Origin of the sequence: Micromonospora sp. NPDC007271 (assembly GCF_040634005.1) — a bacterium.
Taxonomy (GTDB): Bacteria; Actinomycetota; Actinomycetes; order Mycobacteriales; family Micromonosporaceae; genus Micromonospora.
Genome location: NZ_JBEYER010000047.1, coordinates 35,626 through 57,108 on the forward strand (window position 1 = coordinate 35,626; position 21,483 = coordinate 57,108).

General features: G+C 71.8%; 22 protein-coding genes. 9 read left to right on the forward strand and 13 right to left on the reverse strand.

Going from position 1 to position 21,483, the window contains the following annotated elements; genetic code table 11:
• Positions 1-352: 352 nt before the first annotated feature.
• Positions 353-685 carry a nuclear transport factor 2 family protein gene (locus ABZ570_RS18320; protein ID WP_358064459.1) on the reverse strand — a complete coding sequence of 111 codons (333 nt, stop codon included), beginning with the start codon at positions 683-685 and terminating at the stop codon, positions 353-355.
• Complete coding sequence (locus ABZ570_RS18325) at positions 682-3,156, reverse strand: glycosyl hydrolase family 65 protein (RefSeq protein ID WP_358064462.1); 2,475 nt, start codon at positions 3,154-3,156, stop codon at positions 682-684. Before ABZ570_RS18325 ends, ABZ570_RS18320 begins: the two co-directional genes overlap by 4 nt.
• 114 nt (positions 3,157-3,270) lie before the next feature.
• Here ABZ570_RS18325 and ABZ570_RS18330 point away from each other — a divergent pair, with 114 nt between their 5' ends.
• Positions 3,271-3,975, forward strand: a complete 705-nt coding sequence (locus ABZ570_RS18330) for a spermidine synthase (protein ID WP_358064465.1) — start codon at positions 3,271-3,273, stop codon at positions 3,973-3,975.
• Here the strand turns inward: ABZ570_RS18330 and ABZ570_RS18335 are convergent.
• The 4 genes from ABZ570_RS18335 to ABZ570_RS18350 all read right to left on the reverse strand — a co-directional run bounded on the left by ABZ570_RS18335 (position 3,947) and on the right by ABZ570_RS18350 (position 6,637).
• Positions 3,947-4,516: a TetR/AcrR family transcriptional regulator gene (locus tag ABZ570_RS18335; protein ID WP_358064468.1), complete on the reverse strand. Its 570-nt coding sequence runs from the start codon at positions 4,514-4,516 to the stop codon at positions 3,947-3,949. The genes ABZ570_RS18330 and ABZ570_RS18335 overlap by 29 nt on opposite strands.
• Complete coding sequence (locus ABZ570_RS18340) at positions 4,506-4,991, reverse strand: SRPBCC family protein (protein ID WP_358064471.1); 486 nt, start codon at positions 4,989-4,991, stop codon at positions 4,506-4,508. The genes ABZ570_RS18335 and ABZ570_RS18340 overlap by 11 nt, the downstream gene beginning before the upstream one ends.
• A gap of 30 nt (positions 4,992-5,021) precedes the next feature.
• On the reverse strand, positions 5,022-6,362 hold the full coding sequence (locus tag ABZ570_RS18345; RefSeq protein WP_358064474.1) for a nicotinate phosphoribosyltransferase: 1,341 nt from the start codon (positions 6,360-6,362) through the stop codon (positions 5,022-5,024).
• A gap of 65 nt (positions 6,363-6,427) precedes the next feature.
• Positions 6,428-6,637 (reverse strand): hypothetical protein, encoded by a 210-nt coding sequence (locus ABZ570_RS18350; RefSeq protein WP_358064477.1) that lies wholly within the window; start codon positions 6,635-6,637, stop codon positions 6,428-6,430.
• 134 nt (positions 6,638-6,771) lie between these two features.
• Here ABZ570_RS18350 and ABZ570_RS18355 point away from each other — a divergent pair, with 134 nt between their 5' ends.
• The 4 genes from ABZ570_RS18355 (at position 6,772) to ABZ570_RS18370 (ending at position 10,149) form a co-directional block, all read left to right on the forward strand.
• On the forward strand, positions 6,772-7,731 hold the full coding sequence (locus tag ABZ570_RS18355) for a hypothetical protein (RefSeq protein WP_358064480.1): 960 nt from the start codon (positions 6,772-6,774) through the stop codon (positions 7,729-7,731).
• A 111-nt stretch (positions 7,732-7,842) separates the two neighbouring features.
• Complete coding sequence (locus ABZ570_RS18360; protein ID WP_358064483.1) at positions 7,843-8,487, forward strand: hypothetical protein; 645 nt, start codon at positions 7,843-7,845, stop codon at positions 8,485-8,487.
• Between the two features lie 65 nt (positions 8,488-8,552).
• Positions 8,553-9,779 (forward strand): M23 family metallopeptidase, encoded by a 1,227-nt coding sequence (locus ABZ570_RS18365; protein WP_358064486.1) that lies wholly within the window; start codon positions 8,553-8,555, stop codon positions 9,777-9,779.
• A 37-nt stretch (positions 9,780-9,816) separates the two neighbouring features.
• A complete protein-coding gene (locus ABZ570_RS18370; protein WP_358064489.1) occupies positions 9,817-10,149 on the forward strand; it encodes a putative quinol monooxygenase in 333 nt (110 codons plus the stop codon).
• Positions 10,150-10,156: 7 nt separating this feature from the next.
• On the opposite strand, the gene ABZ570_RS18375 is transcribed toward ABZ570_RS18370, so the two are convergent.
• Positions 10,157-11,731: a Na+/H+ antiporter gene (locus ABZ570_RS18375; protein ID WP_358064492.1), complete on the reverse strand. Its 1,575-nt coding sequence runs from the start codon at positions 11,729-11,731 to the stop codon at positions 10,157-10,159.
• A gap of 89 nt (positions 11,732-11,820) precedes the next feature.
• The gene (locus ABZ570_RS18380; RefSeq protein ID WP_358064495.1) at positions 11,821-12,441 is read right to left on the reverse strand and encodes an L-threonylcarbamoyladenylate synthase; all 621 of its coding nucleotides are present in this window, start codon (positions 12,439-12,441) and stop codon (positions 11,821-11,823) included.
• Positions 12,442-12,718: 277 nt separating this feature from the next.
• On the opposite strand from ABZ570_RS18380, the gene ABZ570_RS18385 reads away from it, so the two are divergent.
• Complete coding sequence (locus ABZ570_RS18385) at positions 12,719-13,666, forward strand: hypothetical protein (RefSeq protein WP_358064498.1); 948 nt, start codon at positions 12,719-12,721, stop codon at positions 13,664-13,666.
• Between the two features lie 72 nt (positions 13,667-13,738).
• Here the strand turns inward: ABZ570_RS18385 and ABZ570_RS18390 are convergent, their stop codons facing one another.
• Both ABZ570_RS18390 and ABZ570_RS18395 read right to left on the reverse strand, forming a co-directional pair.
• Positions 13,739-14,035: a hypothetical protein gene (locus tag ABZ570_RS18390; RefSeq protein WP_358064501.1), complete on the reverse strand. Its 297-nt coding sequence runs from the start codon at positions 14,033-14,035 to the stop codon at positions 13,739-13,741.
• Positions 14,032-14,448 carry a hypothetical protein gene (locus ABZ570_RS18395; protein WP_358064504.1) on the reverse strand — a complete coding sequence of 139 codons (417 nt, stop codon included), beginning with the start codon at positions 14,446-14,448 and terminating at the stop codon, positions 14,032-14,034. The genes ABZ570_RS18390 and ABZ570_RS18395 overlap by 4 nt, the downstream gene beginning before the upstream one ends.
• 89 nt (positions 14,449-14,537) lie before the next feature.
• Between ABZ570_RS18395 and ABZ570_RS18400 the strand changes: the two genes are divergently transcribed.
• Positions 14,538-14,939, forward strand: coding sequence for a GntR family transcriptional regulator (locus tag ABZ570_RS18400; protein ID WP_358064507.1), 402 nt, complete (start codon positions 14,538-14,540; stop codon positions 14,937-14,939).
• A gap of 484 nt (positions 14,940-15,423) precedes the next feature.
• Here ABZ570_RS18400 and ABZ570_RS18405 read toward each other — a convergent pair whose 3' ends face one another.
• Positions 15,424-15,693 carry a hypothetical protein gene (locus ABZ570_RS18405; RefSeq protein ID WP_358064510.1) on the reverse strand — a complete coding sequence of 90 codons (270 nt, stop codon included), beginning with the start codon at positions 15,691-15,693 and terminating at the stop codon, positions 15,424-15,426.
• A gap of 2,164 nt (positions 15,694-17,857) precedes the next feature.
• Between ABZ570_RS18405 and ABZ570_RS18410 the strand changes: the two genes are divergently transcribed.
• Together ABZ570_RS18410 and ABZ570_RS18415 are read left to right on the forward strand one after the other, a co-directional pair.
• Positions 17,858-18,886, forward strand: coding sequence for a tyrosine-type recombinase/integrase (locus tag ABZ570_RS18410; protein WP_358064513.1), 1,029 nt, complete (start codon positions 17,858-17,860; stop codon positions 18,884-18,886).
• Between the two features lie 181 nt (positions 18,887-19,067).
• Complete coding sequence (locus tag ABZ570_RS18415) at positions 19,068-19,478, forward strand: hypothetical protein (RefSeq protein ID WP_358064520.1); 411 nt, start codon at positions 19,068-19,070, stop codon at positions 19,476-19,478.
• An 18-nt stretch (positions 19,479-19,496) separates the two neighbouring features.
• Here ABZ570_RS18415 and ABZ570_RS18420 read toward each other — a convergent pair whose 3' ends face one another.
• Together ABZ570_RS18420 and ABZ570_RS18425 are read right to left on the reverse strand one after the other, a co-directional pair.
• Entirely contained in the window at positions 19,497-19,949 is a 453-nt protein-coding gene (locus ABZ570_RS18420; protein WP_358064522.1) for a DUF2550 family protein, read from the reverse strand.
• A gap of 12 nt (positions 19,950-19,961) precedes the next feature.
• Positions 19,962-21,483, reverse strand: a 1,522-nt coding sequence (locus tag ABZ570_RS18425; RefSeq protein WP_358064525.1) for a thiamine pyrophosphate-dependent enzyme, incomplete at its 5' end; no start/stop codon positions are given.

Consider the following 21,483-nt stretch of genomic DNA (forward strand, 5'->3'; position numbering starts at 1 on the left):
CCATCCACGCAGCAGACACTCACCGTCACCCGCGCCGCCGACGGTCCGACCGACAGCCGGAAAGGCTGGGCAGCTCAACAGGGCGCTGCGTCCATGGCTGCAGAGCAAAGCGGGAATCCGGCCGCTGCGGGCCGGAGAATGTCAGCCACGCAGTGTCACGGCTGGGTTCAACACGGAGCGTGACCCGGGCGGCAGAACCTCACCTGGCGGCCACGCCGTTCAGACCTCGGCACTGAACAGCGGCCACAAGGGCCCAGCGGCACCTCGCCCACGCCGGGAGACGGGGGCGGCTGGCACAACCGCCGCCATGTGCCGCACCATCCTGCCGCTCGCCGACTGAGTGCGCGGCGTCCTAGGACCGGATGTCGAGGGCGCCGATCAGGCCGTCCCGCAGTGTGAACCGGTGCCGCAGCCGCACCGGGCTGCCCGGGAAGGTGCCCTGCACGAGGGCCGTCACCACGATGTTGCCGCCGGCCTCCTCCTCGACCGTCTCCGGCACGGCGTCGTACGCGTACTCCGCGGCGGTCCGCTCGCGCCAGGCGCGGATCGCGGCCGGGCCCTCGTAGGTGCGGTCCTGGTCGGCGACAATCGCGTCGTCGGTGAAGCAGGCGACGAAGGCGTCCACGTCGGGCTCACCGATCAGCCGGTAGTAGCGGACGATCACGTCGGGGACGGTGACGGTCATTCCTGTCTCTCCTCAGGTCGGGGTCCCGCTGTCGGGACCCGGGACGGCAGTGCGACGGTCACGGTGGCGCCCGGGGCGAGCGGAAAGGACCTGTCCCGGACGGCCACCGGGACGGGCTGGTCCGCCCCCGGGGCGGCCGAGACCCGCACCCGCTCGTGTTCCACGTGCAGGGAGATCAACTGGTTGCGGTACCGGATCACGCAGTCCAGCTCGGCGAGCCCGTCGGGCAGCTGCGGGTTGAGCCGCAGCAGGTCGCCGCGGATCTCCAGGCCGGTGTAGCACCGTTGCAGGATGTCCAGGGTCCCGGCGCTGGCGCCGAGGTGGATGCCGTTGCGCGTCGAGCTGTGCTGCGGGTCCGCCAGATCGGTGCCGAGGGCGGTCACCAGCATCTCGAACGAGCGCCGCCGGTCCGTCCGGGCCAGCACCCAGGCGTGCGCCACCCGGCTCAGGGTGGAGCCGTGGCTCGTGCGGGACAGGTAGTAGTCGACCGTGGCGGGGATCCGCGCCGGGTCGAACTCGTACCCCAGGGCGCGCACCAGATCGGTGAGTTCCTCCGCGCTGAACAGGTACAGCAGCATCAGCACGTCGGCCTGCTTGGAGATCTTGTAGCGGTTCGCGTCGTCGCCCTCGGCCTGCAGCAGCGGCGCCAGCAGCCGCAGGTCGCCGTACCGCTGCCGGTACCGGTCCCAGTCCAGCTCGGCCAGATCGGCGTACCCCTCGAACTGGGCGAGTATCCCGCCGTCGAGGAAGACCAGCCGCAGCCGGCGCCGGATGTGCGCCCACCGGCGCCGCTCGTCGTCGGTCGGGTCGACCTCGCGCCACGGCCGTACCCCCGGGTGCCGGGCGAGGATCTCGCACGCCTCCTCGGCGCGGCCCAGCACCCACGCGACCATCACGTTGATGTACGTGCAGTTGTCGAGTCCCTGGCCCGGCCGGCCCGGGTAGCCGTCGTGGTACTCGTCCGGCCCCATCACCCCACGGATGTCGTACCGGTCGTCGGCGGGATCGTAGGTGGCCAGACCCGCCCAGAACCGGGCCGTCCCGATCAGCAGCTCCAGCCCGCTGGTGGCGAGGAACGACAGGTCCCCGGTCGTCTCCCAGTACCGCCACACGCAGTAGGCCACCGCCAGGTTGACGTGCTGCTGCCGGCCGGTGTGGTCGTCCACCCACTGCCCGGTGACGGGGGACAGCGACCGGGCAGGGCTCTCGTCCCGCCCGCTCTCCCCGCTCTGCCAGGGGAACTGGGCACCCCCCGTACCCGCCGCGGCCGCCTGCCGCCGAGCCGCCGTCAACCGCCGGTGCCGGTACTCCAGCAGGGCCCGGGTCAGCTCCGGCATGCGCAGATTCAGGTACGGGTAGACGAACAGCTCGTCCCAGAAGATGTGCCCGTGGTAGCCCTCACCGTGCAGGCCGCGGGCCGGCACACCCGCGTCGAGGTCGATGACGTGCGGGGACAGCGTCTGCAGCAGGTGGAAGGTCTGCACCCGGACCGGCGCCTGCCAGGCGTGCTGCTCGCCGACGTCGAGCCGGAACCGCGTCCACAACCGGGCCCACGCGGCGGTGTGGTCGGCCAGCACCAGGTCGAACGGCCCCGCCTGCCCCAGTTCCTCGCACGCGGCGGTCACCGGTTCGGACACCGCCCGGTCCCGGTTGGAGAAGATCGCCACGGTCTTCTCCACCGCGATCCGCTCCCCGGCGGTCACGTCGACCGTGATCACCTGGCTCACCTCGTCCGGCGCGTGGACGGACTGCCGGCGGTGTCCACCGCCGTGGGTGATCCTGGTACGGGCCGCCACGGCCACCTGATGCCGCGAGCTGGTGGTCACCGCCGTCAGCCAGACGGTCTCCGCGTCGTCCCCGCCGGTGGTCACATCCGCGAGGTGCCTGCCGCAGCTACCCGCCTCCGCCGGCGCGTTGGCGTTGAGCACCCCACCGTCGATGCCCGACCTGATCTCCAACCGGCCGGACCAGTTCTCCGCGACGACGCTCGTCTCCAACGCCGCCAGGTGGGGATTCGCCATCGACACGAGCCGCCGCTGCCGCACCCGGGTACGCCGCCGGTCATCGTCGACCACCAGCACCTCCCGCAGGTACAGCCCGCGCCGCAGGTCCAGCATCCGGTGCTCGTGCACCCGCCGCCCCCGCCCCGGCGCGAACCACTCTCCGCCGGCCGGGCGGAACGTCAGCGGCAGCCAGTTCGGCAGGTTGACGATGCTCTCCGTACCGTCCGGCCGGCCCGGGCCGTCGAGCCGGTTGTGGAAACCGGCGAGGTAGGTGCCCGGGTAGTGCACACCGTCGGCGGACGCCTCCGGATCCGCCCCGCGGGAGGCCAGATACCCGTTGCCCAGGGTCAGCATGGTCTCCCGGGTGCCTTCCTCACCCGGCGCCTCGCCGTCCCGGTACGCCAGCACCCAGCCGGCCGGCGGGGGTCTGCCGCACAGCTCACACCCTGGGTCCACGTCCGGCGGCACCCCGTACTCCTCTTCCACGGCGACGTGCCGTTTACCCGTCCCGGGCGCGGCAAACCGCGCCGGCGGTACGGATAATCGCGGGCCCGGGCCGACCCGTCGGCCTAGGGTGGCGTGGTGACCCAGGCAGGCGCGGTGATCGACCGGGTGGTGACCGAACGGGGCGAGCTCGTCCTTCGCCGGTGCGGCGGGCACTTCGAGATCGTCAGCAACGGCGTGTTCCTCATGGACACCCGGGCCGGCACGTCGGAGCGCCTGCTGGTACGCCGGGCGCTCGACCTCGTACGTCCCGGCGCGCGGGTGCTGATCGGCGGGCTGGGAGTGGGCTTCTCGCTGGCCGAGGCGGCGGCCTCGACCGTGCCGGCGGAGATCGTGGTGCTGGAGATCGAGGAGACGCTGATCGGGTGGCACCGCGACCGGCTGGCCGCCTACAGCGGCAACGCCCTCCGGGACGCCCGGGTGCGGGTCGTCAACCAGGACCTGCTGGCCTGGCTGGGTACGACCGACGAGGTCTTCGACGCGATCTGCCTGGACATCGACAACGGCCCCGACTGGACGGTGTTCCAGCACAATGCCGCGCTGTACGACGCGGACGGCACGGCGCTGCTGCGCGACCGGCTCGCGGACGACGGGGTGCTGGCCGTCTGGAGCGCCTCGGCCGCGCCGGCTTACGCCGCCCGCCTGGCGACGGTGATCGGTCCGGTCACCGCGTACCCCGTCGAGGTGCCCCGCGGCGAACCGGACGTCGTCTACCTGGCTCGCCGGGGGCCGGTCGGCGCCGGCCTCCGCCAGCTCAGGGCTTCGCCGGGCGCGGGGCCGTGACGAGCTGTGCGAACAGGTCGGCCGCGTCGTCGAGGACCTCGCGGTCGCCGGTGATCAGCAGATCCAGCAGCAGGCCGCGGGTCGCGGCGAGGCCCAGCCGGGCACGCCGGCGGGCTTCGGCGGGGTCGAAGCCGAGTTGGACGAACAACTCCGCGACGGGGCCCGCCCAGGCGGCGATGACCGAGGCGCGGAACGGCTCGGTCCAGGACCGGCCGAACAGCGCGTGCGCGTAGATCTCGAAGAACAGCCGTTCCGCCGGGGCCAGCGCCGGGTCGGCCAGCCGCCGCCAGAACCGCCGGCTCACCTCGACCGGATCATCGGTTTCGGTGGCGAGCGAGACGAGCGCGGCGCGCTGCTCGGCCTCGATCCGCCGGACCACCTCGGCGAGCAGGCCCTCGCGGCTGCCGAAGTGGTAGCTGAGCATGCGGTGGCTGGTGCCCGCGCCGGCGGCGATCTCGCGCAGGCTGAGCTGGCTGAATCCGCCCTCCTTCAGGAATCCGACGCACCGGTCGAGCAGTGCCTCGCGGGCGTCACCGGCCACCGGTGGGCGCCGTTTCGTCGCCGGGCGCGGCGCTGCCGTCCACCGGTGCGGCGCCGGCGGCTTCGGCGGCCGCCTTGAGGCCGGCCGCCTCCATCCGCAGATAACGGTGGGTCCTGGCCCCGATCAGCAGCGCGACCAGCCGGGCGAGGGCGCCGGTCTGCCGGATGCCGATGCGGATGCGGTTGGTGCCGTCCGACTGGCTGTCCACCCGGTGATGGGCGACGGTGTGCACCCCGGGTGCGTGCGCGTCCCAGGCGAACGAGGTGCCCGGGGTCACCTCGCGGACCCGCCACACCGTCGTCGGCAGGCCGGGCTGCCGGATCCGGAACCGGTTGCCCGGCCGCAGCGCCGGGCCGTCGAGCGGTGCCACCTCCGACATCGAGGCCGTCCACCGTGGATAGGCCGTCACGTTCTCCAGGGCCGCCCAGCACTGGTCGATGCTCGCGGTGGTGGAGACCGTCTCCTCGAACTCCATGTACCAGATGGTACAGATCGACGGCTGCGATCAGTAGGTGCCGGCCCGCCCCAGTTGGGCCCGCACCCGGTCGTGCAGCGTGGCCAGGGCGGGGCTCACCGTGGCGGTGAGCGGGACCGGATCGGTGAGGCGCCGCGCCGGGGCCGGCAGCCAGGCGAGATCGGCGTGGAACCGGTTCCGCGCGGCGCGCACCTCGCCGGCCGGATCGGCCGGCTCGAGGCGGCGCCCGCCGCGCATGACCGGCACGAGCAGCGGCCCCCGGCCGGCCGGGGGCGGTTCCTCACGCAGCCCGATCACGTCGCCGCTGGCTCCGGTCTGATCCCGGAAGACCTGCTTCCGGCCCGGCAGGGTGGCCTTACCGGGCGACAGTTTGAGCACCGGCCGATCGCCGAAGGCGACCAGCTTGTACGCGCTGTCCAGCGACGGCGCGTCGTAGGAGACACCCATCTTCGTGCCGACGCCGTAGCCGTCGATCGGTGCGCCCTGGGCGACGAGACCGGCGATCACGTCCTCGTCGAGGCTGCCGCTGGCCACGATCCGCGCCGTCGTCAGGCCGGCGCCGTCCAGGATCGAGCGGGCCTCCCGGGCCAGCGCGGCAAGGTCACCCGAGTCGAGCCGGACCGCCAGCGGCCCGGTCAGTCCCAGCTCGGCGACGACATCGACCGCCGCCCGCACGCCGGCAGGCGTGTCGTACGTGTCGACGAGGAAGATCGGGTTCACCGGGAAGTCGGCGGCGAAGGCGCGGAACGCGGCCCGCTCGTCGGGAAACGCCTCGACGTACGAGTGGGCCATCGTCCCCGACGGGGTGAGCCCATACCGCCGGGCGGCCTCCACGTCGCTGGTCGCGGCGAAGCCAGCGATGGCCGACGCCCGGGCCACCCCCGCCCCGGCCTCGATGCCGTGCGTACGCCGGAACGCGAAATCGATCAGCTGCGCGTCGCCGGCGGCGAGCCGGCAGCGGGCGGCCTTGCTCGCCACCGTGGTGTGGAAGGTGAGAAGGTTCAGCACGCCGGTCTCCACCAGCTGCGCCTCCGCGATCGGCGCGGTCACCTCCAGCAACGGCTCGTCGGCGAACACCACGCGGCCCTCCGGCACCGCCCAGACGTCGCCGGTGAACCGCAGCCCGGCCAGCGCCGCGAGGGCGGGCTCGTCGAGACCGACGACGTCACGCAGGTAGCCCAGCTCGTCGTCGTCGAAGCCGAAACTCTCCAGGAAGGCCAGCGCCTCCGCCAGGCCGGCCGCGACCAGGAAGCCGCGCCGGTGCGGCAGGCGGCGGACGAAGAGGCTGAAGGTGGCCGGCGCGGTCATCCCCCGGCGCAGGTAGCTGGCCGCCATCCGCAGCTCGTACAGGTCGGTCCGCAGTCCGGTCACGTCACCTCCTCCACCACGCCATCACTGTGGTCGAGCCGGCGGCGGCGCGGGGGCGAAACCGAGGATCAGCGACTGCGGGCGCCGGGGCGGACCGCCGTGAGGCCGCGTACGCCAAAAGCGCGGAAGGTCGTGCCCAGCGCGATCCCGGTGAGGGGCATGAGCGCGAAGAGCAGCCCGTGCGGCTCCCCGCCGAGGTGGACCCAGACGCCGAGGGCGAGCATGGCGACCATCGTCGCGCCGAACACGCTCCACCAGACGACATCTCTTCGCCGCATGACGACAGTTTAGGTCCGTGTCCGGTGGCCGATCCACTCTGGCCATCCCGGGCCTGGCCTGCGGATACTCGAACAAGGAGCAGGACATGTCGCCGCTTTGCCGCGACGACCGACCGGCGAGGAGGGCAGTCGCCATGACTCAGCAGGCGGTTCAACCGACGGACGCCCCGACCCAGGACGTGCCCACCGGTGACGGCGCCGGCGCCGTACCCGTCGCCGTCTGGCAGGTACGGGTCCGCACCAAGATCGACGAGCTGTCCCAGCAACTTTTCAGCCTGGAGGCCGCCGCGGCCACGAGCGCGGCCCGGGTCGCCCAGCTGCGGCAACAGCTCGCCGGGGTGGAGGCCGTCCTCGGCCGCAGCGGCGCGGTCGACTGGTTGCGCGGCGGGAAGATCGAGTACGCCTGGCAGACCATCCACGCGGTGGAGCGGGCCATGGTGGAGCTGCGGACGCCGGAGGAGCTGCTCGGGCTGCTGCCCGCGTACCAGGACTCGGCCGCCCGGTACCTCAAGCCGGACGACCGGGTGCTGCGGGACTTCGATACGACGAAGGACCTGGCGGCGCCGGAGATCTTCCGGGCCAAGGTCCAGGCGCTGCTGCTCCGTACCCACGCGGCGTCGGACGAGTTCCACGAGTCCGCGCGCCGGCTGCGGAACCGGATGCTGGGGATCTCCGTGTTCGCCTTCGCGGCCGAATCGCTGATGGTGATCGTGCAGTGGGGCAGCCACGACGTACGCCTGCTCAAATCGCCGACCGACGCGGCGGGCGTGGCGGCGTGGCGCCTGCTGTTCTTCGTGCTGCTCGCCGGCGCGCTGGGCGCGTTCATCAGCGCGTTCCCCTCGATGATCACGTCACGGTCCGGCGGCCTGCCGTACAAGCTGCCGTTCCAGCAGGGGTTGCTGAAGCTCGCCGTCGGCCCACTGGTCGCGGTGGCCGGCATCATGCTGGTCATCGGTGGACTGGTGGAGACGACGGTGGGCAGCACGGCGGCGCTGCTGGGCGTGGCCATCGTCTTCGGCGCCGGCCAGCAGGCGGTGACCGCGTTCGCCGACCGCCGGGCGGCGGAGTTGCTGACCACGGTGCGCAAGAGCTGACGCCCACCGGGCGGGTCCCGGCAGGACAGCCGCCGACATCGATCGGACCACCAACGGGTACGGACCGGACAACGTCCGGCGCACAACCGCCGCGCGGCTTAAAGTGTGAGGATGTGGGAATCGGTTGCCGCGCCGGTGGTGGGTTTGCTGGCCGCCGTGGCGGGAGTCGCCCCGGCGCCGACACCGTCCCCTGCGGTCAACTTCGCGCCGGTGCTGACGTCGACACCGTTCGGGGCGCTGCCCGGGCAGCGAGTGACGCACACCGTGACGATCTCCGGCACCGGCGTGCTCACGGCCACCCGGGTCACGTTCACCACGACCGCCGATCTCGACGATGTCACCGTCCGGGCCGAGCCGGGTGAGTGCACGACGTCTCCGCGTACCGTCGTCTGCGACCTCGGAGACCTGAGCCTGGGCGCCACCGCGGGGGCGCCGCCGCGGATCACCGTCAGCGGACGGGTCCGCCCGGGTGCGCCGCCCGGCGCGGTGGTCCGCAACAGGGTGACCGTCACGTCGGTGGAGTCGGCCACGACCGGTGCCCCGGTCGCCAGCAACGCCTACCTCATCCCGGGGCCGACCCGCCCGCCCACCGATCCGCCGCTGGAGTCGCCGCCCGTGGCGGCCGGCGCACCGCCGTCGGGGTCGGCCCGGGTGCCGGCGATCGTGGCGGTGGTGCTGGCCGCCGCGGCGGCGGTGGGCACGCTGCTGCTGACCCGGCGACGACGGCGCCACCAGCCGCCCACCCACCGGGTGTGACATCCCGCCACCGATCCACGATGTAGCAACCGGAGGGTGAGCGGGATCGGCGGCAGGAGAGCGGCATGGAGCGACGATGGTGGCCACGTACGGCGCTGGTGTCCCTCGCCGGGGCGGCGCTGCTGGCGGCGTCCCTCTTCCTGAACCCGGGGGCGGGCACCGCCGCCGTGCAGGCCTCGGAGCAGGGCCCGCTGCCCCTGCCCACGCTGCCGATCCTGCCCAGCCCGTCGCTGTCCCTGCCGCTGCCGTCGGTGAAACCGCCGCAGCTGCCACTGCCGACCATCAAGCTGCCGTCAATCTCGCTGCCGCCCCTGACGCCACCGACCGTCCCCTCGACCACCCCGCCGGCCGGGCACAGCACGCCGCCCGGTGGGACTCCGCCGACGACCGGTGCGCCCCCTGCGCCGGCGACCCCGGCCCCACCCTCGGCCGGCGAGCCGACGGTGGATCCCGGCTCGGGCGCCGAGGTCGTCGCCACCGACCCGGGTGCCGCGCTGTACCCGCAACCACCGGTGGACGCCGCCGACTCCCCGCAGGCCCGGCAGGTCGCCGCGCTCGGCGACGTCCAGCACCGGATCCAGTACCTGCAGAACGTCCTCGCCCGGACGCGGGCCGACCTGAGCACCGTACGGCGGGAGTCGGATCCAGTGCTGCAACTGCTGACCGCCCTGACCACCGGTGCGGACGCGGACCCGACAGCGCCCTTCGCCGTGGCGGACACCCCGGACGTGCTCGACACCCCCACCGGCCGCGCCGTCGCCCTCTCCGGCGCGATCACGTCCGGCCAGGCCGAACTCGGGCGGCAGCAGCAGGAGGAGGCGCGCCTCCGGCAGGAGATCGACCGGCGGGTACGGACGGCGTCCACCCTGGCCGCACCGGCCACCGACGCCGTCCGGGGCGGCCGGCTCGGCCGTCCGCTGTCCGGGCGGCTCACCAGCAGATTCGGCAACCGCTTCGATCCGTACTACCACGTGTGGCAGGTGCACCCGGGGGTGGACCTCGCCGCCCCGCTCGGCACCCCGATCGTCGCGGCCGCCGATGGCCGGGTCTCCCGCGCCGGCTGGTACGGCGGGTACGGCAACTACACCTGCATCGACCACGGGCGGGCGGACGGGCAGCGACTGTCCACCTGCTACGGCCACCAGTCCAAACTGCTGGTGTCCCCCGGTCAGCGGGTGCGCGCCGGCCAGGTGATCGGGCTCGTCGGGTCCACCGGTGCGTCCACCGGCCCCCACCTGCACTTCGAGGTGCGGCTCGGCGGCCGGGCGGTCGATCCGCTGCCCTGGATCTGAGCAGCGCGGATCGCGGCGGGCCCGGTAGCCTTGGTTCATGATCTTCATTACCGCCAAGTTTCGGGTCCTTCCCGAGCACGCCGACCGGTGGCCGCAGATCGCCGCCGAGTTCACCGAGGCGACCCGCGCCGAGCCGGGCTGCCTGTGGTTCGACTGGTCTCGCAGCGTCGCCGACCCGAGCGAGTACGTGCTGGTCGAGGCGTTCCGGGACGACGACGCCGGCGCCGCGCACGTGCAGTCCGCACACTTCCGCGAGGCACAGCGGACCCTGCCGCCGCACCTGGCCGAGACCCCCCGGATCGTCAACGTGACGGTGCCCCAGCAGGACTGGTCGCTGCTCGGCGAGATGGCCGTTCCCGAGGACAGGTGACCCGCGCTCACTCCTCGGGTGCCGGGCCGAGCAGCCGGATCTCCTCGATGTCGAGATCGGCCTGCACCTGCCGCAGCACCGCGTCGTCGATCTGTCGGGTGTTCCGCAGCCGGGTGATCTCCCGCCGCTTGTGTTCGAGCAGTTCGAGGCGCAACCGGCGGGCGCTCTCGCGCTCCTGCGCTGCCTCCTCGTCACCCGGCGCGCGCACGCCCGCCAGGTGCTCCTCGTAGTCGGCCCGGAGCCGGTCCACGGCGTCGGTCGACGCGCCGACATCGGCGGCGACCTGCGGCAGGGCGGCCAGCCCGGCCTCCGTGGCGCGGATCCGGGCCCAGCGCACCTCGTCCTCCCGCTCCTGGTCGCCCATCAGGCCGGCCCAACGGGCCACGACGGGCATCGTGGTGCCCTGCACGAGCATGGTCAGCACGATGACCGTGACGGTGACGAAGACGATCAGGTCGCGGTCCTGCACGGGGGTGCCGGCCCCGGTGGCGACCGGGACGGCGAGCGCGGCGGCGAGCGAGACCGCGCCACGGAAACCGGCCCAGCCGACGGCGGTGCGGACCCGGAAGCCGAAGCGGCGAGCCTGCTGGGACTCGCGCCGGTCGACGGCCTGCAGGGCGGGCAGGGCGAGCTGTATCCAGACCATCCGGGTCGCCACCACGACCAGGGTGACCAGCACCGCGATGCCGAGCGCCTGGCCGGGCGTGTGGCTGGTGATGCCGCGCAACGAGCGCGGGACCTGCATGCCGAGCAGCACGAAGAGGCTGCCGTTGATCATGAAGGTGGAGAGGTCCCAGAACGCGAACGCGGTCACCCGGGAGCGGGCCCGGATCACCCTGGGACCGGCGTACGAGAGGAGCAGGCCGACGACCACGACGGCGAGAACGCCGCTGGCGTGCACGGTTTCGGCCAGCAGGAACGCGACGAACGGGGTGAGGAAGCTCAGCCCGCCCTCGCGCATCGGGTCGTCGACGTGCCTCCGGATCAGGATGACCGCGCCGCCGACGAGCAGGCCCGCAGCGACCCCGACGGCGGCCGAGCCGAAGAAGCGGCCGGTCAGTCCGAGCGGGCCGGGCACCGCCCCGCCGGCGATCACCCCGACGGTGACGGAGAAGAGCACCAGGGCCGTACCGTCGTTGATCAGGCTCTCCGCACGCAGGGTGGTGAGGATGCCGCGCGTCATCCGCTTGGCCAGGCCGGCGACGGCGGCGGCGTCGGTGGGCGCGAGGACCGCGCCGAGCACCCAGGCCGCCGCCGGCGGGACCCCGAGCGCCTGCGCGGCGTACGCGACGGCGACCGCGGTGATGATCACCAGCCCGACGGCGAGCAGGGTGATGACGAGGAAGTTGGCCCGGATCTCGCGAAGGCTGATGACCAGGCTCTCCCGGTAGAGGATCGCGGGCAGGAAGAGCAGCAGCACGACGTTCGGTTCGAGGACCACGTGGGCGAACGGGGGCAGCAGGCCCAGCCCGGCCCCCATGGCGATGAGCAGCACGGGCGGGGCGACGCTGTAGCGGCCGCCTATGGTCGTGCCGATGAGCACGGTGGTGCCCAGCACCGCGATCAGCACGAGCCCGCTCACGTCGCACTCCCGTCACCGCTCGCCGCGTGCCGCGGCCCCAACATGGTGATACGGCGGGTGGAGCCGACGGGTTGGAACGGGGTAAATCGCTACTCGAAGCGGGCGGGGTCGCCGGCACCGCGGCGGAGGATCTCCGGCTCCGGGCCGGACAGGTCGACCACCGTGGTGGGTTCCAGACCGCACTCGCCCGCGTCGATCACCGCGTCGACGAGGTGGTCGAGCCGTTCCTTGATCTCCCAGCCCTGGGTCATCGGCTCCTCGTCGCCGGGCAGCAGCAGGGTGCTGGACAGCAGCGGCTCCCCCAGTTCGGCGAGCAGCGCCTGGGTGACGGTGTGCCGGGGTACCCGCACCCCGACCGTTCGCTTGCGGGGCTCCTGGAGCCGGCGCGGCACCTCGTGGGTGGCCGGCAGAATGAACGTGTAGCTGCCCGGGATGGCGGCCTTGACCAGGCGGAAGACCGAGTTGCTGACCTTGACGAACTGCCCGAGCTGGGCGAAGTCACGGCAGACCAGGGTGAAGTGGTGCCGGTCGTCGAGCCGGCGGATGTCCCGGATCCGGTCCAGGCCGTCCCGGTTGCCAATCCGGCAGCCGAAGGCGTAGCACGAGTCCGTCGGGTAGGCGATCAGCCCGTCGTCCCGGATCAGGTCGACCACCTGCCGCAGGGTGCGCGGCTGCGGGTTGTCCGGGTGCAGGTCGTAGTACCTCGCCACGGCCCCCACCCTATGCCCGTCACGTGACCGGGCCACCATGGGCGCGGCCGGAAATTGCGGATTGCCGGCCGGACCGCCTGCCCCCGTCGACGGGCAGCAGCGGGGACGTGACCGGCCGTAGACTCCCCGGGTCGCGCCGTCCTGCAATGCGGGGAGTCCGGAAAGGTCCGCAGTGAGTGACGCGAACGCAACGAGCGGGGGTTCACCCGCACCCGACGTCGAGGTGGTACCAGCCCGCGGTCACCGGCGCAGCGGCCGCATTCTGATCGTGGGGGTTGTGACGACGGTGGTGGCGGTGGTGGCGGGCCTGACCGGGTGGGTCGCCGGGCGAGAACCGGAAGCACCTGCCCAACTCGATCCCGGCCAGCAACTGTTCCGGCTGGGCTATTTGCCTGGGCCCGCCCGCCTTGTCCGCTACGACAGCGACCACGACATGCAGAGGATCTTCGTGAAGGGACCGGCCGGCGGCAAACCGGCCACCAAGCAGGACGGCGCATCCCCACCCCCTAGGGACTGGGCCGTCGAAGTCCAGATGGCGGCGCGGGGGATCGACATCCACGAGGAGGCACGGGAGTACGCCGACGAGGGCGGATACCGGGTCCCGGGCGATTCTGTCGCGCCGGTACGCGGTCGTCCTGCCTTCCAGTACGAGACCGCCGCAGGCCGGGTGCTGTCCTGGAAGTATGCGCCAGGCGGTTGGATGCGGGTCGCGGTGTTCGGTGTGGACCGGCCCGATGAGATCACGCGCCAGGTGGCCGAGGGAATTCGCTGGGAAACGGCACCACTGGCGTTGCCGTTCCAAGCGGTAAAGCTGCCCGACGGCGCTGTGCTCCGCGGTGTGGCCTGGGAATGGGTCGAGAACGGACCACTGATAGCCTACTCCCACCACCTGCTGAAGCCGATCAAGAAGAACAGCGACTACCTGCAGCCCGACATAGTGGTCGGTCTCACCACCAAGAGTCTGGCCAGCGACAGAGACAACGAAACCAACGACGTCACCGTGTCGGGCCGTGCCGCCACCGCGGCCGATTGGCGCAAGGGCATCGGAGGGATCTACCGGGTAGGGCAGCTCCCCGGCGGGTGCGCCCGGTGCGTCGCGGAGGTAAGAACCCCGACCCGGCGCGGCGACGCGGCGGTGGGAGGCCGGAAGAGCGGGCTGGAGCTGGCAGCCTCGATCCGGCTGGTGAACGGCCACGAGGATCCCGCCCGGTGGCGCCCGCTGTAGCGCGACGCTGCGCCGGCCTCCCCTGAACCTATGGATTGCCGGCGAGCTGGCCGGATCGGGTGCCGTACGAGGTCATCCGGCCTGCTGCCGTGCATCTCGGTCGAGTTCGGCTGGCACGGTTGCTGTACTCCGCTGCTGTACTGCTGGCACCGCCCTGGCCCAGCCGAGGAAGCGGCGGTGCAGCACGCCGGCCGGTGTCCAGGGCATGTCCTCGGTGGCCTGGATGAGATAGCTGCCGAGGTAGAGGGCCAGCGACACCGGCGCGTCCGCGAACTCGGCCCGCAGCTCCCGCCTCCGGGTCGGGCAGGGCCAGGGCAGGTCGCAGCCTCCGCAGGTCCAGATCGGCATGACCGGGCCGTGGGTGGTCACCGCGCCCCCTCCAGGAACCGGGCGGTGATCGTCCGGGCCTGCCGGCTGGTCGCCCATTCCACCTGCCAGCACGGGTACGGAGTCAGCCGTGACCACCAGGCGCGACAGCCGGCGCACATGCCGTCGAGCCCTCGGACGTGCACCGCGAGGATCGCCTGCTCCTGTCCGTCGTTCACTACTCTCCTTCCCTCGGCCAGTGGCCACGCTTGATCGGGATCCGGTGCTGGACGCGACACGGCAACTCGGCTCCGCACCGGCAGACCCGCCGCCACCGCCGCCAGCACCAGACCGGCCGATGCCGCCGCGCGAGGGTCATCGCGACGGCGAGCAGGTACTCCTCGTACGAGACACGCCGCACCGGATCTCCCCTCGGGTCTCGTCGACGGCACGGCGGCCGGGCCTTGGCTGGTCATCCGACCGCCGCACCTGCCAAGCCACCGTACATACGTAGGACTGTAGATACAATAACCTGTAGAGCTGGTGGACACGTAGCGTCACATTCGTGATCGACCCCAGCGCGGATCGCGCAGTGTTTCGGCAGCTCGCCGACCTACTGCGTGACCGGATCACGTCCGGCGACCTCGCGCCCGGCGCGTCGCTGCCCAGCGAGCTGCGGCTGGCTCAGGAGTATGGACTGAGCCGGACCAGCGTCCGACAGGCCATCTCCCTACTCCGGTCGGAAGGGCTCGTGATCGTCCAACCCCCGCGCGGCACCTTCGTCCGCAGCATGGAACCCACCGAGACGGTGATCCTCCGCAAGGGCGACACCGCCTCAGCCCGGATGCCCACCCCTGCCGAGCGCAAGGAGCTGGACATCGGCGAAGGCGTCCCGGTCCTGGTGGTCTTCCGCGCCGACGGATCCCGTGAGGTGTACCCCGCTGACCGCATCCGGATCGGCCGCTAGCAACAGCCGGCTCCCGGTGAGCTCTCGCTTACAAGGCGCTTTCGGCGAAATCCGTAGGGTCCGCTGACGTCCACGGCGTCCGGCCCGGTGGCAAAATCCGTCCGCGCTGGTCCGGCCTCGGCCGCCACCGTTGATGTCAGTGACTGATGTCAGGCCACCGCTGCTGTCGGCTCTCTGCCCGAGGAGGGTGACCCCCGTCGGGGGGATGCGGACTCAGGTTGCCGCCTGGTGCCAACTGCTGGCGGCCCGCGTCAACGAGCAGGTGCCGGGCATCGTCGCTTGACGTTCGGGGCCGACTCGCAGCAAGGCTCGTGCTGCTTTTTTGCTGCCTCGCTGCCTGACGCCTCGCTTACAGTTCTGGGCGCTTCGTCCGGCGGGGTCCGTCGGCGTAGCTGGCCTCCAGCCACAGTCCGGCGTCGGTGTTACTGGCCAGCTCCGCCCGCGCCGGTTGCTGCCACTCGGCAGCTGGGCGGCGGCGCTCGGGTCAGTCGTCCTCGTCCAGGAGGCCGAACGCCTCCGGCGCATCCTCCACAAACTGGCGGTACTGCGGCCGGATGCTCTCTGCTCTGGCTGCGATGGCTGCGGCTAGACGTGCCCGGTCGGACGGCTCCAGACCGCCGAGGCGGTCAGCCGCGTCCTCGAGCTGCTGAACGGCGATGTCCGGGTGGAGTGTCTCGTCGTCGCACAGCTCGAAGAACGCCAGACAGTCGAGCAGGCTGTCGAGCACTGCCGTGAAGATCGGATCATCTGACACGCCCGCATGCTAGGACGTTCAGACGTTGAAGCGGAACTGCTCGGCCGGTGCGACGACTCGCTTACAAGCTCTGTGCGTCGCGTCCGCACGCGTTCGGCAACGGCTGCGTCCTCGGAGCTTCGTCCGCGATAGTCCTCCTCAGCGTGCCGCCGTCCGGCGGCGTTGCTGTCAGCGTTGCTGTCGGCAGCCCTGCCGCCGATGGCGTAGCCGGCTGTCGCTCTTGGGAAGACGAACCTCAAACGGCGTATACTTAGTCGGTCGGCCCGTCCTGTCTGGTCTGGGTCTGGCGGCCTGTTCAAAGCGGGCCTCACGTTCGTAGTCGTTGGTCTTCTGACCTTCGTCGCTCCCCTGCTGAAGCACCTGCTGGACGGCCGCAAGAGCCGCACTCGTTCAGCGGGACGAGCAAGGAAGAGGAGGCTGACCATGGGTGAAGCAGTTCGTAAGATCGCCTCTGGCGTCTTGGCCACTGTCTACGCCATCGGCTGCAACGCGACAGGATCGGCGTTCCTGGCCTGGACCAGACAGGATGAGCAGCAGTACGGGACGTGTGGGTAGCCTCATCAGTTCACCAACTACAGGTAAGGAGGCTCCGGCCGGCCCGGTCATCGGGTCAACCACGCCTTTTCACCTGGGTAGATGTTGTCACCAGTGGTCGTCGTTGGTCGCTCACAGTCGTCCTCCGACGGCCTGGTGACGGCCTGGACCTGGTCCTCGTCGACCACCCGTGCCGGCGCGCCCCGGCACGCTCTGACCCCTCGATCGAGGAAGCGCGAGGCAGAATCAGCGTTTGATCGACATCGTTCCTCGACATCCGAGGCATAAGTCAACAGGAACAAAACGCCCTGGTGAGGGATCCGTCCCTCACCAGGGCGTTTCGTGTTGGTCAAGCGTAGAGGCTAAGCCGCGATGCAGGAGAAATCAACCGAGTCCACATCCTTGTGGGGTCACTGGCAGATCGAATGATGCGGAACAGAGCTGATCTGCTTATACAAGTTCACCTTGAGCCAACCAGTCGACCTTAGGTGGTAATGCAGGGGGTCCCGAATCCTTCTTTGTTAGAAAGCCCTTCAGTGGCGGCAAATGCCTGATTGCAGTACGTCTTTCCGTTGGAGCCGGAGACGCTGATAGACACAATGCAAGACGCTGACCGCTCGCACTTAGATTCCCTGGTGCCACCTGTCACAAGGCCGCCGATTTTGGACGTGGCGATCCGGGCCCGGACCACCATAACACCCTGCTGGCCACCACAGGTTAGCTTAGTCGACGCCTCGATATAGCCGTTCCAAGTCTGGCCGACCCACGCCCAACCCGTACAGGGGGTATCCGACGTGCCGGCGCTCACTTTGAACGTTGTCTCCGCCTGGCGTCGGTAATCCGGATCCGTCGCAGCGTGAGCCGGAGCTGCGGATCCGACAATCAGCATGAATGCCGAGAACATCGCCGCGAGGAGGACGTAGGACCTCTTTGCAGCCTCATTTAGATGCAACATGATCTTGATGCTAGGGGGCCAATCGCCGCTAGTCAATCGATTCGTTGACGCAAAAAGATCGTCACCGCCCGGCCCGCCATGTCAAGCGGACCTTGAGGCGGGTGCGGACGCTGCCGGAACAGCCTGGGTTGGCTCTCGTGTCACGGACCGTGCCCCCAGCGGACACCGCCACCGTGGCGCAGTTGACCCAACCTCGCCCGACACGGACCCGGCTCCCGGGGTCGGAGCTGGCCACCGGCGGCCACCCCTCCCCTCCCAGGTGAGCAGTTGACCTTACCCTGAGCGGCTGTGGAGCCGGCTCCTGGACGACCGGCCCGCCTCGCGCGGCCACCGCCCCCATGCTTTGGGCTTGCCGCGCGGACCCGGCGCGCCCTTTCCTGCGCCGCGCTGCTCGGGCGCGGCGCGGCCGGCTGCCGGCGACGAACCCTCACCACTTCCACGCCCATCCCGTCTGCGGCGGCCCCCGGGCTTTCCGCTCTCCGCGCCAGCCGCCGGGCGTGTTGCGTGGCCGGCGTGGAGCGACAGCGGAGCGTCGGACGCGCGCCCAGGCGGCGGCGCGTGCGGCCCGTTCAGGGCCGCCTTGATAGACGTACAGAAAGTCCTCCCACACCGGCCGGCAGCCGGCCCTTCCGCCCCGGCCTGGGAGGTCACGGCGGGTTGACGTGTCGGCACCCGGTGCTACTCTGGCGCTCGTCGAGGACGCCAGCGCGGCTGCGCGAGATCGTCAAGCCGAACCTCGCTCCGGGCAGCTACGTCACCTACGAGGTGGTGGTCCGGCTCTACCTTGTGCCGGGGCTGGGCCGGAAACGCCTCGACAAGCTTCGGGTCAGCGACGTCCAGACGTGGATCAACGAGGTGGGGCGGACCTGCCAGTGCTGCGCCCAAGGCAAGGACGAGCGGCGCAAGTCCGCCCAGCGTCGCTGCTGTGCCCTCGGCCGCTGCTGCCAGGATCTGCCCTCGGCGACCAGTGTCACGCATCTGCGGACCGTGCTCCGGACGCTGCTCTCCCAGGCGATCACCGAAGGGCTGATCACCCGCAACGTCGCGTCCCTGGTGAAGCTGCCACCGGTGCGGAAGCGCAAGCGGAAGGCGTGGACGAGCGACGAGGCGCGGCGCTTCCTGGAGTCGGCCCGTGCCGACGACGACCCGCTCTATGCCGCGTACGTCCTGGTCCTGGTGCTCGGTCTGCGCAAGGGCGAGATGCTGGGGCTGACCTGGGCTGACGTCGACCTCGACGCGGGGGAGTTGACCATCGATCGGCAGCTCCAGCGGGTCGGTGCCGAACTGCTGCACCGGGAGACGAAGACGGCCGCCTCGGACGCCACCCTGCCGCTGCCGGACATCTGCACCGTGGCGCTCGACCGCCGCCGTGCCGCCCAGGGCGCCGCCCGGGACACCGCTGGCCCGGCCTGGCAGCCCTCGGACCTGATCTTCACCACCCGCTACGGCCGGCCGGTCGAGCCGCGCAACTTCAACCGCTTCTGGGACCGGCGCTGTGACGCGGCCGGAGTCCGGCGTATCACCGTCCGGGACGCCCGACGGACCTGCGCCTCACTCCTGGCGGATCTGGACGTGCATCCCCGAGTGGCGATGCAGATCCTCCGGCACGCGCAGTTCGCCATCACCATGGAGATCTACACGGTGGCGTCCTCGGCGGCCACCCGCGACGCGCTCAAGCGGCTCGGCAGCGCACTGGACCGGTAAGGCCCTACTGCTGTACTTCGCTGCTGTACCGGCCCGACTCACGGCAACAGCGACCCCGCAAAGGGCCGCTGACCTGCAGAGGAGTGGGCCGCCAGGGACTCGAACCCTGAACCTATGGATTGCAGGTTTGGCCGAGGACCGGACTGGAAAGGAAGGGTGCCGCTCGAAGAGGGGACCCATCATGTCTGATGCCAGCACAGATCGCGACGACCGGCCGGCCGAGGTGAGCGACCCGCTGCTGTGGCGGCTCGCCACCGCAGTGGCCGACACCCACCAGCCCGACGAGAACGGCGCCTGCGACAACGGCAGCTGCTTCGGCGCGGCCTGGCCGTGCGCCGCCTGGAACCGCGCCCAGGAGGGGCTGCGGGCGGCGCGGGGCGGCCCGCCTACGGCCGGGGCCGAACCGGCCGGGGTCGAACCAGCGGGGGTCGAACCAGCGGGGGTCGAACCAGCGGGGGTCGAACCGGCCGCCGACCTGGACTCCCCGGCCGAGCGGTCCACCGCACTGCCCCGGCCAGCGTCCCGGCGCGTTCCGCCGGAGCAGGCGCCGCAGCCCGACCGGGCACCGGCGCAGGTCACGCCCGCGGCCTGACCCGACCCGTGCCGGCGATCACGCGCCGGGCGGGCCGGCCACCGGACGCAGCCGGTCACCGACCTCGGGGCGCAGGAAGCGCATGTCCTCCGGGAAGACCGCCAGTTCGTACCGGCCGGTGGCTGCCGAGCACTCGACGATCACGAGACCCGCGTTGAGAAACCACTGCTCCGGAATGGTCGACCGCCGCCGATCCGCGAAGACCACGTCGCGCAGGGCGAAGCGCCGTCCCATCCTCGGCCACCGGGGCGCCCAACGAATCTCCCCGGGGCGGACCACCGCCTTTCCGTGCCGCCAGCGCCCGGCGACGAACCGTCGATCGAGACGGCGGAGCGCCACCGTCAGCCTGACCGGCTCTGCCTGCGCCGCGTCCGCCTCGGCCCGCGAATGGGCCCGGCGCCTCCGCCAGTCGCCGACCACACCGACGACCAGGCCACCCAGCAGCGAGCCCAGCCAGTCACCGAGGAACACCGATCCCACCTCTCAGGAAGGGCGCAGGTGCGCGCGGCGCGCCTTGCGGCCCGCATCGTACGCGGCCCGGGCGGCCCGCGCCGCCGCCACGGCCGACACCTCGGCGACCGGCACGTCCCACCACGCGCCGCCGGCCGGGCCGGGCTCCATCGGGTCCGTCGAGACGTGCACGACCGTCGTCCGGTCCCCCGCCTTCGCCGCCGTCAGCCCGGCGCGCAGCTCAGCCATCGTGCGCACCCGGATCACCTCGGCGCCCAGGCTGGCCGCGTTCGCCGCCAGGTCGACCGGGAGCGGGCCGCCGGACCGGTCCCGGTACGCGGTGCCGAGCCGCTGCGCGCCCACGCTCTCGGAGAGCCGGCCGATCGAGGCGAAGCCCTGGTTGTCGACCAGCACCACGACCAGTTTGACGCCCTCGGCGACCGCGGTGACCAGCTCGCTCGGCAGCATCAGGTAGGAGCCGTCGCCAACCAGGACGAACACCTCCCGGTCGGGGGCGGCCAGCTTCACCCCGATACCGCCGGCGATCTCGTAGCCCATGCAGGAGTAGCCGTACTCGACGTGGTAGGACTTCGGGTCGGTGCCGCGCCACAGCTTGTGCAGGTCACCGGGCATCGAGCCGGCCGCGCACACCACGACGTCCCGCGGACCGGCGGCGTCGTTGACCGCGCCGATGACCGCCGCCTGCGTCGGCGCGGCGTCCGGCTCGGCGTGCCGGGCGCGGTCCACCACGGCCGCCCACCGGGCGCCCAGCTCCGCGACCGTCGACCGGTACGCCGGCGCGGTGGCCCAGTCGCCGCAGGCCGCGTCCAACGCGGCGAGGCTCTCCCGGGCGTCGCCGACGACCTGGATACCGGAGAGCTTGGCGGCGTCGAAGCCGGTGATGTTCAGGTTGACGAACCGGGCGTCGCCGAACAGCGTGCCGGAGGCGGTGGTGAAGTCGCTGTAGCGGGTACCGATTCCGAGCACCACATCGGCGTTCGCGGCCACCTCGTTGGCGGTGTCGGTGCCGGTGACCCCGACCGCCCCGAGGCAGAGCGGGTGGTCGTACGGCAGTGCGCCCTTGCCGGCCTGGGTCTCCACCACCGGTACGCCGTGCCGCTCGGCGAACTCGCGCAGCGCCTTCGTCGCGCCGCTGTAGATCACCCCACCGCCGGCCACCACCACCGGGCACCGGGCCGCCGTGACGATCCGGGCCGCCCGTCGCACGGCCGCGTCGTCCGGGCGAGGGCGGGGCACGTGCCAGGTGCGCTCGGCGAACAGTTCCTCCGGCCAGTCGTACGCCTCGGCCTGCACGTCCTGCGGCAGGGCGAGGGTGACCGCGCCGGTCTCCACCGGGTCGGTGAGCACCCGCATCGCGGCCAGCAGCCCCGCCGGCAGCTGCTCGGGTCGGTTGATCCGGTCCCAGTAGCGGCTGACCGGGCGGAGCGCGTCGGTGACGCTGATGTCGTAGGAGCGGGTGTCCTCCAGCTCCTGCAGGACCGGGTTGGCCGGCCGGGTGGCGAAGATGTCACCGGGCAGCAGCAGCACCGGCAGC